Raw genomic sequence first — 12,748 nt, 5'->3', positions numbered from 1 at the left:
CATTGTATCATGATGTTCCACATATGGCAAGAAAATCCCCTGAAACTGTGTACTCTGTTTTTACGAAAGTACTTTCATCATTGTTTTATCCACGTTATCCTTTGTGTCTTTTTCTGATTACCGATTTCATTTTACTTTCTGCTTCTTTACTGTTGACCAGCCGCTGTATATCTTTCTTCCATTCTCATCATATCTGTATGAACGGATTCTGTAATAATATATATGTCCTTTTTTCAGTTTTGCATTTGTGTATTTTGTAGTTGAACCGGATTTAATTACCGCTGCTCTTATGTATGGATTAGTGGTTCCTGCCCGGCGATAGATCTCATATCCATCTGCACTCTTTGCCTTTTTCCATGTAATCACAAGTTTTCCGGCAGTCCTGTTTGATATACCTGTAATTGAAGTTTTTGCCGGTTTTGCAGTCAGATCATCAGCAGAATACGTTTCCTGCGTCATATAAAGAATGGAATTTTTTCCAGTTCCATATAAGCTCTTTGCTTCTTTGTCATATGCAAAATATATATTCGCACTGTCTGTCGCATATGTATAGCCCCGGGAAATACTTCCTGAAATCGGAGTATCCAGAAACAGACCTCCGTCTTCTCCAACTGTTCCTTCATCGCTGTTTGTGATATCTGCCATATAATATTTACCGTTATTTGCCACAATATTCCACATATGAGGACCTTCACCTGTACCGCCATTCATCATACCGGTCACTGTATAGCAGGTAATGTCACTGAGATCGCACAGATACTGAAATGCCTTGGAATAACCTTCACAGACCACATTAGTACTGTCATCTCCGTCAAAAACATAGATTAACTGCCATGGATCTCCGTATTCATCATCCTCCGTCACATCATCATTGTAGGAAGTCAGGTAACAGATCATTTCTTTATATCCGTACAGCTTTTCTGTCTCTGTATAACCCTGAAATTCTTTTACGATCATTCTGGCATTTTCTGCTGCACTTTTTGCAAGCTGTACAATCCCTGCATTTACTTTATATTTACCGGAAGCATAACTGCTGATCACCGGCATAGATATGGAAAGATTTTCAATTTTTACAGTTGTTTTGTTTCCTGTTGCCTTTGTGCTGTAACCATACTGCCAGGTAGTAGCTGCAGTCTTTTCGTACCAGTACAATTCATATGGACAATCTACAGCCAGGCAATCGATAATCTTTGAAATATCCAGTTCATTAAGGTGTGCGGCTACTTCTCTTTTGAGCGCATTACCGCTTGCTGTTGTCTGCCAGGTCAGTCCCAGATCTGAACTGACTTTAAACCTGGTAGAACCACCTTTCGATGCCACTGCGCTGATTTTACTCTTAAGTTCCTCATATAAGGTCTGCTGCTGTCCATTCAGTACATCCTCACCCAGAGAAGCTGCTGGCTGTGTGTCCGGATCCTGTCCGTACAGAATGTCATTCAGATATTTCTCCAGAAGCTGTCTGTTATCCACAGCACCGTTTTCGTCCGGAATTACAGCCTCTGCAAAGACTTCTTCGTCTGAATCTGCTTCATTTGAACCTGCTTTGTCCGAAATGCTATCCTCTGTATCTGATGCAAACTCCGCATTATCCGCAGTTTCCTGTTGTACATCAAATTCTGTTGCATCATCTGAATTAAATTCAGAAACTGTACCATCTGTGAAATCTGCTGCTGTTACAGGTGTTACCGTAATTCCTGCTGCCAGAACCAGGCTCATTCCCAGACTTATGAAATTTTTCTTTCTGTACATAACGCATTTTCTCCTTATCTGTCGTAAATATAGTATATTACTACAATACTTTATTTCGACAGATAAAACAAGATTTTTTTATAATCCTTGTTCTCCCGCCAGATAGCACAGGTCTGCAAGACGTTCATATTTTGTCTGCATACACGCAATATAGTCATCCAGAAATCTTTTTACACGATACGGGATATCTAAGCGCTCATATCGGTTCTCAAATTCCGTCAGGTCACTGTTATCCTGCCTGATATACTCATCTGCTGCACTGATTTCCGCTTTCAGAGCAGAAAGTTTCTCCTCGTAACGACCTGTTAATTCCATTTCGCACAATTCATTCATTTTGTTCATCTTATTCTTTTCTCCCTATTATTATTTTTACATTTGTGGTAACCTTGTTACCTGTGTGTGTTGTTTTGTTATATGTTGATTTGTTGTGTTATGTGTGTTATGTACCCGATGTGTGCAGATCGGTACATACCGTTTTCTGTCTTATTACAACTATAATTGTAATTTTGTTTAAAGAAAATGTCAATTTATTTCGTCCGACATCTTATGATATGATTCGACATTTATCTGAAAATATAACAACAAAAAAACTGCTGTTCCTCACGATCACTGTAGGAACAACAGTTTTTTTCATCATTTTTTATGTTCGGCGGATAATCCTGTTCAATTTCACAAAATCTATTACCGCCTGTTTTCCGATCTTACAGATTTTCTTCATGTTAATGGAATTCACCCCGCCCTGACGAGGTCTGAATGTGACAGGAAGAAATTTGATGCTGCATCCCTTCTTCTTATAAATAACAGCCAGAAGTACATTGGAAAGATTAAAATCCTTCGGGATCAGATGTATGTACCTGGCCATCGTCTCTGCTTTCATCAAACGGTACGGAGTGTTGGCATCTGTCAGATTTACCCCAAAACAGATACGGATAACCAGTTTCAGAGTTTTTGTTACAAAAACACGTGATATTCCATCCTGTCTGTCTTTTCTCCAGCCGATGACCATATCATATTTCTGTCTTCGTTTCCAGAACGGTTCAAATTCTTCCGGCAGTGTCTGGCCGTCTGAATCTGTCTGGAAAATGTAATCTGCACCATTTTTGAGTGCATACTTATAGCCATAAAGCACAGTTGCACCATGACCGCCGTTTGGTTTTGTTATCGGAATCAGCAGAGGGCGTGTCTTTGTACACTGTTTCAGTTTTTCATATGTAGAATCTTTGCTCCCGTCATCAATGACAATCAGACGTGACTGACCGTTTCCGTTATGCTTCTCTATAACAGGATACCAGTCATTAATGACCTGTTCAATGTTATCCTGCTCATTGTATGCCGGGATAACAATGTATAACTTATCCATATTTCTCTCCTTTGGATGATTGATGGTATCCATTATAGCATACATATACATGAAATAATAATATTATTTCGAAAACGATGTACTATAGCTGTTACTGTTCACTGCTAATATCCCGCGAGGTGTTTTTTGTGAGCGAAGGTCACAGAAAACCCGAGACATACTGCGCGAATTTATGCGATTAGCATAAATTCTGTGCATCGCGAAGCGTGTTGCTGGGAACGGAGTGAACAGTAACCTATAGCTCTGCCAGTATTCCCAGCTCCCGCGCAAGGCGAAGCAGTTCCCTGTTTGCGGCATTCACTGTTCCGAAGTCTTTCAGAGGACAGATAACTTTCTGACATTTTTTCATCAATTCCACAGCCTTATCATAAGATTCCTGTGAAATACTTTCGAAAGGTTTCTCTGTAATCACCTGGTCTGCAAGTGCACCGGCTACCTGACAGTCTACATCATTCGTGTGAAGCACTCCTGCCGCAAACGGAATTCCCTGTCTCTGCAGTTTTCGATAATACGGAATTCCGCTTCCATTACCGCCAATTACAAACACCTGAGGTTCACCTCTGGGCGGATCCATCTCCACACATCCAAAAGCAGCATTATAGCTTCCTCTGGTAATTCCATACAACTTCCGAATATACTCAGAAGTAAAGATTTCTTCCGGAGCACCATATTTTTCTATATATTCTCCATGTACACAGATAACTTTATCAGATATTTTCTGTGCAAGGTCCAACTCATGCAGCGACATGATCACTGTAAGCTGATGATCCAGCACCATCTGTTTCAAAATGGTAAGAAGTTCCAGCTTATGACGGATATCCAGAAAAGAAGTCGGCTCATCCAGTACAATGATCTCCGGCTCCTGACAGATAGCCCGGGCAAGAAGGATTCGTTGTCTCTGACCATCACTGATGGCTGTAAAATCCCTGTCTTTTAAATCCCATGCATGGACGGTTTCCATTGATTTCTTTACCTTTGTCTTATCCTCTGCGGAGAGTATTCCCAAAGTTCCTGTATAAGGATAACGCCCTGTGGCTACAATGTCTTCGCAGGTCATCAGTTCCGGACGCATACGCTCTGTGAGCACGACTGCCAGTTTCTGAGAGACCTCTTTATTGGTCATCTTTGCCATTTTCTCTTTATCCAGATAAACAGTACCGCTGATCGTGGCAAGCTGTCTGGTGATGCTTTTAAGAATAGTGGATTTTCCGGCACCGTTAGGACCGATGAGAGTGAGGATTTCTCCCTTTTTCAGCTGAATATTGATTTCTCTGATAAGAGGTTTTCCGTCATATCCCACAGTCAGCTGATCCGTACGGAAAAAATACTGTTCCTGCCGGTCTGCTTTGTTATTTTCTGTTTCCTTTATTACATCTGCTATTTTCTCTGACATATTTTTTCCTGTTTTCCTTTTTATGCTGCATCTTATAGTAATCTGCCCGGATAGCGTATTCTGCTCCTGCCTTTTATATCAATTTCTCTTCTGTCTGCGGATCATGATATAGATTACAACCGGTGCGCCAAACACTGCTGTTACGGAACTGATACTGAGTTCTGTAGGTGCAAATACGGTTCTGGCGATCAGATCACAGAAAAGACAGAATACTGCCCCTCCCAGAAAGCAAGCCGGGATCACAAGGAGCGGTCTGGCTGTTTTCAGCAGGCTTTTTACAATGTGAGGCACTGCAATGCCAACAAAAGAAATTGGTCCTGCAAAAGCTGTCACACAGGCAGACAGAATACTGGATAAGAGAATCAGTCCTATGCGGAACAGCTTGATATTCACTCCCATATTCTGGGCATAAACTTCACCCAGCTGATAGGCACCGATAGGCTTAGACATAAAGAACACGATCACCATTGTGAGCAGAACTACTATTGCCATTACTTTCACATTACCCCAGGACATTCCTGAAAAACTTCCCAGTGACCAGTTGTGAAGATTGACGATATTGGAGTCATCCGCAAAGGTAACTACGAAATCTGTAACTGCAGAACAGATGTAACCGATCATGACACCGCTGATAACCAACATGGACATGTTGTGGACTTTTTTTGCAACCAGCAGGACGAATCCCATGGAAATCATAGAACCGATAAACGCTGCAATGATCATGGCTGCAGAACCCATGGAAATAGATCTGCTCAGAAAATAAATCATCAGAAGTGCAACTACCAGCTTGGCTCCTGAAGAAATTCCAAGTACAAAGGGACCTGCAATAGGGTTATTAAAAAATGTCTGAAGAAGAAATCCGGATACAGAAAGTGCTCCTCCAAGAATGATCACTGACAGAATCCTGGGAAGACGGATTTCCCATATTATATTGTAAGCAGTCGCATCTCCCTGATGTCTGAAAATAATATTCAGAATCTCACTCACTGAAAGATGAATGCTTCCGGCATTTACATTCCAGACAAATAAAATCATCAGAAACACCGCCAGTATAAGAAATGCCATCCAGTATCTGGCTGTACGTTTTTTGTCATCCATATTTTTTGTTCCTTTTGTTTTTATATTTCCTGCTTTTGGCAGTTATGCAGAATCCCGCAAACATATTTCAGTGCCGTTCGTAAATAACTATACCAATCGCATAGGATGCGGATTCGAGTGTGCCGAAAAGTTATAAATATCATTTTAACTTATGCATATATGCAAGTTCATCCAGCGAATCATCATCTGTAGTAAGGATTGTATGAATATCTTCGATCATGGTTCCAAGTTCGGTGGTTTCCTGGAAAAGATTTTTACCCGTACACCACACATTTCCATCCTTCACTGCCTTAAAATCTGCCAGAAGATTACTTTTTGCCAACAGTTCATCAATAGTAGAAAGTTCACCGTCGATAGTACTGTTATAGATGATATAGTCCGCATCTTTTGCTTTGGCATAAAATTCTTCCATCTGCATATTCATGGTAGACAAAGCGTTATCACTTTCTCCTGTATCTTCGGGAACATATTTGCCGCCTGCCAGCTCGATCATGTTTGAAACATAATCACCATTCTTTCGCACATTGACAGCACCTGTGGAATTAATGTAAAAGAATGCTACTGTTTTACCTGTATCTTTATCATCAGAGGTCAGAACTTTGTCAAGCTTGTCTGTCTGCTCCTTAAATGCCTTCTCAGCTACATCTTCCTTTCCGAGAAGCACAGCATAGAGTTTCATCCATTCAGTTCTTCCCAGAGGATGGCTCTCATAACTGGAACGTTCTACCATTACCGGGATACCAAACTGTTCCAGTTTCTCTTCCACCTCCGGATTATGATGGATCATAGTTGATTCAATGGCAAGACCACAGCCTTCATCCAGGATCAGTTCATAATCCGGTGCATTGTACTTGCCTGCATAAATCATTTTTCCGGATTCCATGGCATCTTTTGCTTCCTGGATATACCATCCATTCTCCTGAGTTCCTGAAAGACGAATGCTGTCAATACCGTCAATTGCGCGGAAAAGATCCATGGCAGAGGTTGCTACCAGATAGATGTTGTTCAGCGGTTGTTGAATAACTGTGATATCTTTTTCAAGCCCCTTTGGAGCCTTTTTTCCCTCTGGAACTACAAGAAACTGTCCTTCCTGATCGATAGTAATCAGAGCATAGCCATCATTGTAATAGTCTACGCTGAATTCTTCTGCGTAGGAAAGTTCCATACTGTGATCATAGGTAAGTCCCGGGATATCCACAGGAGTTTTTGCATTGTCTTTATCTGCTGCGTATGCTGTACAGACAGTGCATATACAGATAATAAATAATGCAACTGACATAAAACCGATAAATATTGTTTTTTGCTGTTTCTTTATTATGTTTTTCATCTTTATAATTGTTTCTTTCTTTGTTTGTAATTGTTCAGTACCTTCACAGTTACGAGTCAAAATACATCAAAAATCACTTTTGGAAATGGAAATTTGATATGATTATTTTGCTGTTTTTTCTGCTTCTTTGGCAGTTGTGGAATCAAAATTTAAGGTGTAGTCAATCTCGTGAGGCTCACTCATTGCTACTGTATCTGCTGTTACCTCCATCTCTGCATCAAATACGCTGACAGGGATTTCAAAAGTGGAGTTTCCGTCTTTATTAACCGGCTCATATTTCTCACCATCCACAAGCATATAATCATAGTTCGGACTGCTCCATACGATAGTTGCTGTAGCTTTATCGCCTTCTACATTAATGGCTGCAGGAGAATCAATGGTTGCTCTTCCTGAACCGCCTGTAAGAGTTACATCCATGGTATAATCGCCGTCTTCAAGATTCAGATCTGCCAGAGTCTTACCTTCACTTGTCTTACTGTCTTTCGCATCTTTGTCTGTGTCATCTGCTTTGGAATCTGCATCTTTATTTTCTTTATCATCTTTTTTTGCATCTGTATCATCGGATTTTACAGGATTTTTGACACTTACCTTATGGTCATACCATTTTCCTTTTGTTCCGATCAAAGCTACATCGAATTCTTCATCAATTGCGGGTACCGGGATATCAAATCCATATACTTCCTCACTCATTCCATCGCTGTATGTAACAGTATCTGTGGTTGGCTCAAGAACCTCTGCCCCGTCTTTCTGTGCATCTTCTGCCTTTCCGACGAAAAGGTTTACAATTTTCTTAGAAGCAAGGCTTACATGGATAGTCATCTTGCCATCCTTTACTGTAAGGGTTCCTTTTCCATCGTTTGCTTCATTTACATGGAACATTCCGCTGTCTGTATCAAATTCTGCTGTGTAGGTGCCATCCTCTAATGTATCACTCTTGGATGCATCTGTTTCTTTATTATCTGTGTTTTCTGAATCAGCATCTTTTGCAGTTGTTTCTTCTTTATCAGTGGTTTCTTCTGTTGCCGTATCAGTATCTGTCTTTGCAGCAACCGGGCTTGTACCGATCAGAGTAGCTGAAATAGTAAGTGCTGACATTAATAATGTAAATGAACGTTTCTTCATGATTATTTCTTCTCCCTTATCTTCATATTTTTTATAGTTTTTTCTATCGTGCTGTTCAACCCATCTGCTGCAGAGCAACAGGCTTTTGAACAGGTGATGGCAAATATATTATAGTAATTCCAGAAAATAATGCAATTAAGACAGTTCCTCTGGATCTTTCTCAGATGTGCGCACGTTACTGTGAACGGAATGAACAGAAACGTGCGAACTGTTTGCAGTATTTTATGGAATTGCTATGACTTCTTTTTTTCTTATCATATAATATATCTGCCCGGAAACTTTTGCAAGTTCTCCGGGCAGTTTATCTTGTTTGAACAATATTTTTTATTCAGCGTCAGCCTCTGCAGTATCAGCTGTTGTCTCAGCTGCGTCATCTGCCTGTGCATCGTCTGCACTGTCATCTGTTGCTTTGGCATCAGTATCTTCTGCTGCTGCATCGTCAGATGCTCCAAGAGAATCAATTGCTGCTTTTGTATGAGCCACATACAGATCTTCTACTGCTGCGATTCTTCCAAGACCTGCGATCTGACAGTCAACACTGTCGAAATCACCGGATGCCTCAAACTGAGATTTCCAGGAATCTGCATCATCACCAGCCATATCATTGTTAGCGTGGTCTCCGGCAACAACCATCAGAGGACGAAGGATTACATTCTTGAATCCTGCTTCTTTTACTTTCTCGATAACCTTGTCACATGCTGTGTCTTCCGGTTCTCCCTCTACAGTTCCGATGAAAGCGTTTGTGAATCCAAGATCATCCATCTGTGTCTGCATCTGGTCATAGGTTACGTTAGCTGTATGGGATGTACCATGTCCCATGAATACAAATGCTGTGCCTGCATCTGCTGCTGCTTTCATATCATCAAATCCAGCTTCCTTGCAGGCTTCATCTGTGATCGCCTGAGCAACTGCTTTCTTGTCATCATTGATCACTGTAGCGTCATCACCAACTTCACCGAGCATTGGCTCTGCAATTGCAACAGATTCAAATTTGTCTTTGTATCCATCAATTGCCTCTGTCATTTCATCATATTCTGCACCATGCATCAGATGTGTCGGCTGTACAACAAGATTCTTAACACCGTTAGCTACTGCACGGTCAAGAGCTTGCTGCATATTATCGATTACTTCATCATCTCTTGCCTGTACATGGTTGATGATAATCTGTGCTGTAAATGCACGTCTTACTGACCAGTCCGGATATGCTTTTGCAAGGGCATCCTCGATTCCTTTGATATCCTCTGCACGGCTGTCGTTGAAGGATGTACCAAAACTTACTACAAGAAGTTCATTCTCACCAATCTCATCCTGGTTACGAGGATCATCTTTGGAAGCATCACCTGTGTCACGTCCAAAGTATTCAGGGCTTGCTTCTTCACCTGTTACCAGTTCTTTCTGAGCATCTGTAAGTTTGTCCCATGCTTCTTTTGCTGCTTTGCAGTCTTCGTCAGTTGTGTCTGTTCTTTCCTGAACATAAATCTTATCGATCAGGGCACCAACTTCGTCTGCGGCTTTCTGATCATCATCAGAAGCTTCTGTTGTATCATCAGATGCTTTCTCTGTATCTGCTGCATCTGCATCGTCTGCAGCTGCTTCTGTGTCATCTGCAGCCTCTTCTGTTGCTGCATCATCAGATGCAAAAGCAACTGTACCTGTTGCTGCTGTCATGGAACAGGTCATGGATACTGCCAGTAATAAGGCTAACATGGATTTTCTTTTCATTTCGTTTTTCCTCTTTTATTTCTCGTATTTCCGGACAATTGTATGCACAAAAAAGGCAACTGCATATTCTGCAGCTACCGCCTTCCCATAAATACATGGTTTATATGTACCAGATATATCTGTAATTTCCGATTCTGTCTGATTCATTTAATAAAAGAGCTATGTATCGTTATGAGAATACAGGTTCTGTATACCGCAGACCTTAAATTCTACGCCAAGGCAGTTCTCCTGACTTCGATCATCGCTGTTTCTCCCTTCCCGGTTTCCCAGTGGTTTCTGAAAAGCAGCTCCCATACACAGTGACGGTATCGCTCCGGATTCTCACCGGATTCTCTTTTGCGCATCAAGTACGATGCAACCTTTGCGTTATAACATTGCACATATTCAATTCGGATATTCTTTTTTTATCACATTTTACCAAAAATGTCAATACAATTCGTGTATATTTTCCTTTAATGTTTGGCATTAGTGTTACTGTTCACTCCGTTCACAGTAACGTAGCCAAAATTCATTCCAGATTGCCTGCGGCAATGGAATTTTGGCTTGTATATTATCGCGTTATTCATTACACTTCTGTCAGGGTTTTGAAAAAACAGGTTCTGTTTCCGGTATGGCAGGCTGCACCGATCTGCTCTACTTTAGCAAGGATCGTATCATTGTCGCAATCCAGTGTAAGGGATTTTACAAACTGGAGATGTCCGGATGTGAGTCCCTTCGTCCAGAGTTCATTGCGGCTTCTGCTCCAGTAAGTCATTTTACCTGTTTCAAGAGTGGTATTAAATGCTTCTTCATTCATATACGCCAGCATCAGCACTTCGTTTGTCTGATAATCCTGGGCTATAACAGGTACCATTCCATCACTGTTTAATTTAAAATCAGACCATGCGATGCTGCTTTTTAAATTCACTGTATTTTCCATTTTCTGTCTCCATCTAATTTATTGATTGCCATAAATCATTTCGTAAATTTTCAAATTTTACAAACTGCCCTTGGTAGACAGAATATCTGTGATCCTTGGATCATAGGATGTGGCTGCGTCCAGTGCTTTGGCAAAACTTTTGAACATTGCTTCTGCTACATGGTGATTATTCCCACCTGCCAGAACCCTGATATGAAGATTCATGCCACAGGCATAGGAAATGGCATAGAAGAACTCTTTTACCATTTCCGTAGACATGTCACCGATCCTGTCTGTGGTAAACTCTGCATCCCATACAAAGTAAGGTCTTCCGGACAGATCGATCGCACAGAGCACCAGGGATTCATCCATGGGAAGGATGCAGCTTCCATAGCGCTTAATCCCCTTTTTGTCACCAATTGCTTCTTTTAATGCAGTTCCCAGAACAATTCCTGTATCCTCGATGGTGTGATGGTCATCCACCTGAAGATCACCATGGACTCTGACACTGAGATCAAAGAGCCCATGACGGGTAAATCCATCCAGCATATGGTTAAAAAATCCCACACCTGTCTCAATATCAGAATATCCGGTTCCATCCAGATTTATTTTTAATTTGATTTCTGTTTCTTTTGTATTTCTTTCTGCTGAGGCTTCTCTTGCCATGGTTAAGTCCTCTCTGTCTTACTTATTTTCAAACACTCTGAATCCATTGTTTTAATGCGCAAACTACAGTTTACATTATAGCAGATTTCAGATTCAAAGCCTTACCATTATTCTTTATCTTCATCCTCAAAACGAACTGCAATAGAATTTGCATGTGCAGTAAGCTGCTCAGAAGTTGCAAACTGAATGATATCTTTGTGTATATTACGCAGTGCGGATTTTGAGTAATATACAATACTTGATTTCTTGATGAAATCATCTACGGAAAGGGCTGAGAAAAATTTGGCTGTTCCGTTTGTAGGAAGTACATGGTTCGGACCTGCAAAATAATCTCCCAGTGGCTCGGAACTGTACTCTCCGATAAAGATCGCACCTGCATTCTTCACTTTCATCATATCTTCAAAGGGATTGGCTGTCACGATCTCCATATGTTCCGGAGCGATTTCATTGGCTGCCTCAATCGCCTCGTCCATATCCTCTGCGATCAGAATGTATCCAAAGTTATCAAGAGACTTCTGAATGATTTCTTTTCTGGAAAGAACCTCCACGAAACCTTTTACTTCTTCATCTACTTTCTTCGCAAATTCCTCACTTGTAGTGATCAGGATAGCACATGCCAGTTCATCATGCTCTGCCTGGGAAAGAAGGTCAGCTGCCACAAAATGCGGATTAGCTGTCTCATCTGCAAGAACAAGGATCTCACTCGGTCCTGCAATGGAGTCAATGCTTACATAGCCATATACTGCTTTCTTTGCAAGAGCTACGAAAATGTTTCCGGGACCTACGATCTTGTCTACCTTCGGAATACTCTCTGTTCCGAAAGCAAGGGCACCGATCGCCTGTGCACCACCCACCTTATAAATCTCATCTGCTCCTGCTTCTTTGGCTGCTACCAGTGTGGAAGCGCATACTTTGCCATCCTTTCCGGGCGGTGTTGTCATAACAATATGCGGGACTCCTGCCACTTTCGCAGGTACAATATTCATCAGTACAGAAGACGGATAAACTGCTTTTCCACCGGGTACATAGACACCCACACGATTTAACGGTGTTACTTTCTGTCCAAGCATAGTTCCATCTGTTGTGCTTGTAAACCAGCTGTTCTGGATCTGTTTTTCATGATACTGACGGATATTGACCAGAGCTTTGCGGATCACTCCAAGAAGTGCAGGATCAATCTGCGCATAAGCCTCTTCAATTTCTGCATCTGTGACGCGGATAGTCTCTTTTGTCACATCAGCTTTGTCAAATTCTTTTGTATAAGCAAAAAGGGCTGCGTCCCCTTCATTTTTTACTTTATCAAGGATCTGAGCTACTGTGGATTCAAATTTCCCATAGTTATTCGGGCTTCTTTTCAGCAGATTCTCAAGAATATCCTTTGTTGATTCTTTTGTTAATTTTACTGTACGCATC

General features: G+C 41.2%; 10 protein-coding genes, 1 pseudogene and 1 riboswitch. All 11 genes and pseudogenes read right to left on the bottom strand.

Annotated elements, in window-relative coordinates:
- Positions 1–126 precede the first annotated feature (126 nt).
- The gene (locus ACESZG_RS04765; RefSeq protein WP_173698801.1) at positions 127–1,749 is read right to left on the bottom strand and encodes a hypothetical protein; all 1,623 of its coding nucleotides are present in this window, start codon (positions 1,747–1,749) and stop codon (positions 127–129) included.
- A gap of 78 nt (positions 1,750–1,827) precedes the next feature.
- Positions 1,828–2,091: a hypothetical protein gene (locus ACESZG_RS04760; RefSeq protein ID WP_008703001.1), complete on the bottom strand. Its 264-nt coding sequence runs from the start codon at positions 2,089–2,091 to the stop codon at positions 1,828–1,830.
- Between the two features lie 298 nt (positions 2,092–2,389).
- Complete coding sequence (locus ACESZG_RS04755) at positions 2,390–3,109, bottom strand: glycosyltransferase family 2 protein (RefSeq protein ID WP_008703000.1); 720 nt, start codon at positions 3,107–3,109, stop codon at positions 2,390–2,392.
- A gap of 235 nt (positions 3,110–3,344) precedes the next feature.
- A complete protein-coding gene (locus tag ACESZG_RS04750) occupies positions 3,345–4,502 on the bottom strand; it encodes an ABC transporter ATP-binding protein (protein ID WP_008702999.1) in 1,158 nt (385 codons plus the stop codon).
- A 78-nt stretch (positions 4,503–4,580) separates the two neighbouring features.
- The gene (locus ACESZG_RS04745; RefSeq protein WP_370865700.1) at positions 4,581–5,567 is read right to left on the bottom strand and encodes a FecCD family ABC transporter permease; all 987 of its coding nucleotides are present in this window, start codon (positions 5,565–5,567) and stop codon (positions 4,581–4,583) included.
- Between the two features lie 172 nt (positions 5,568–5,739).
- Positions 5,740–6,879, bottom strand: a complete 1,140-nt coding sequence (locus tag ACESZG_RS04740; protein WP_120062355.1) for an ABC transporter substrate-binding protein — start codon at positions 6,877–6,879, stop codon at positions 5,740–5,742.
- A gap of 150 nt (positions 6,880–7,029) precedes the next feature.
- Positions 7,030–8,049 (bottom strand): hypothetical protein, encoded by a 1,020-nt coding sequence (locus tag ACESZG_RS04735; protein WP_022381097.1) that lies wholly within the window; start codon positions 8,047–8,049, stop codon positions 7,030–7,032.
- 324 nt (positions 8,050–8,373) lie between these two features.
- The gene (locus ACESZG_RS04730; RefSeq protein ID WP_196027386.1) at positions 8,374–9,771 is read right to left on the bottom strand and encodes a sirohydrochlorin cobaltochelatase; all 1,398 of its coding nucleotides are present in this window, start codon (positions 9,769–9,771) and stop codon (positions 8,374–8,376) included.
- A gap of 200 nt (positions 9,772–9,971) precedes the next feature.
- A riboswitch (cobalamin riboswitch) is annotated at positions 9,972–10,149 on the bottom strand.
- A 193-nt stretch (positions 10,150–10,342) separates the two neighbouring features.
- A pseudogene (hisI, locus tag ACESZG_RS04725) lies at positions 10,343–10,669 on the bottom strand (phosphoribosyl-AMP cyclohydrolase); the annotation flags it as partial.
- A gap of 78 nt (positions 10,670–10,747) precedes the next feature.
- On the bottom strand, positions 10,748–11,335 hold the full coding sequence (gene hisB, locus ACESZG_RS04720) for an imidazoleglycerol-phosphate dehydratase HisB (protein WP_373217664.1): 588 nt from the start codon (positions 11,333–11,335) through the stop codon (positions 10,748–10,750).
- Between the two features lie 107 nt (positions 11,336–11,442).
- Entirely contained in the window at positions 11,443–12,747 is a 1,305-nt protein-coding gene (hisD, locus tag ACESZG_RS04715; RefSeq protein ID WP_008702991.1) for a histidinol dehydrogenase, read from the bottom strand.
- Position 12,748 lies beyond the last annotated feature (1 nt).

This window comes from Blautia sp. Marseille-P2398, assembly GCF_964240315.1.
Classification (GTDB): domain Bacteria; phylum Bacillota; class Clostridia; order Lachnospirales; family Lachnospiraceae; genus Blautia_A; species Blautia_A wexlerae.
Note: the sequence above shows the minus strand (reverse complement) of the source record. Positions and strands in the feature narration are given on the sequence as shown.

Bases quoted from the DNA above. Each gene is read 5' to 3' on its own strand.
- hisD (WP_008702991.1), bottom strand. From the start codon at position 12,747: ATGCGTACAGTAAAATTAACAAAAGAATCAACAAAGGATATTCTTGAG.
- ACESZG_RS04755 (WP_008703000.1), bottom strand. From the start codon at position 3,109: ATGGATAAGTTATACATTGTTATCCCGGCATACAATGAGCAGGATAAC.
- hisB (WP_373217664.1), bottom strand. From the start codon at position 11,335: ATGGCAAGAGAAGCCTCAGCAGAAAGAAATACAAAAGAAACAGAAATC.
- ACESZG_RS04750 (WP_008702999.1), bottom strand. From the start codon at position 4,502: ATGTCAGAGAAAATAGCAGATGTAATAAAGGAAACAGAAAATAACAAA.
- ACESZG_RS04745 (WP_370865700.1), bottom strand. From the start codon at position 5,567: ATGGCATTTCTTATACTGGCGGTGTTTCTGATGATTTTATTTGTCTGG.
- ACESZG_RS04740 (WP_120062355.1), bottom strand. From the start codon at position 6,879: ATGTCAGTTGCATTATTTATTATCTGTATATGCACTGTCTGTACAGCA.
- ACESZG_RS04735 (WP_022381097.1), bottom strand. From the start codon at position 8,049: ATGAAGAAACGTTCATTTACATTATTAATGTCAGCACTTACTATTTCA.
- ACESZG_RS04730 (WP_196027386.1), bottom strand. From the start codon at position 9,771: ATGAAAAGAAAATCCATGTTAGCCTTATTACTGGCAGTATCCATGACC.
- ACESZG_RS04765 (WP_173698801.1), bottom strand. From the start codon at position 1,749: ATGTACAGAAAGAAAAATTTCATAAGTCTGGGAATGAGCCTGGTTCTG.
- ACESZG_RS04760 (WP_008703001.1), bottom strand. From the start codon at position 2,091: ATGAACAAAATGAATGAATTGTGCGAAATGGAATTAACAGGTCGTTAC.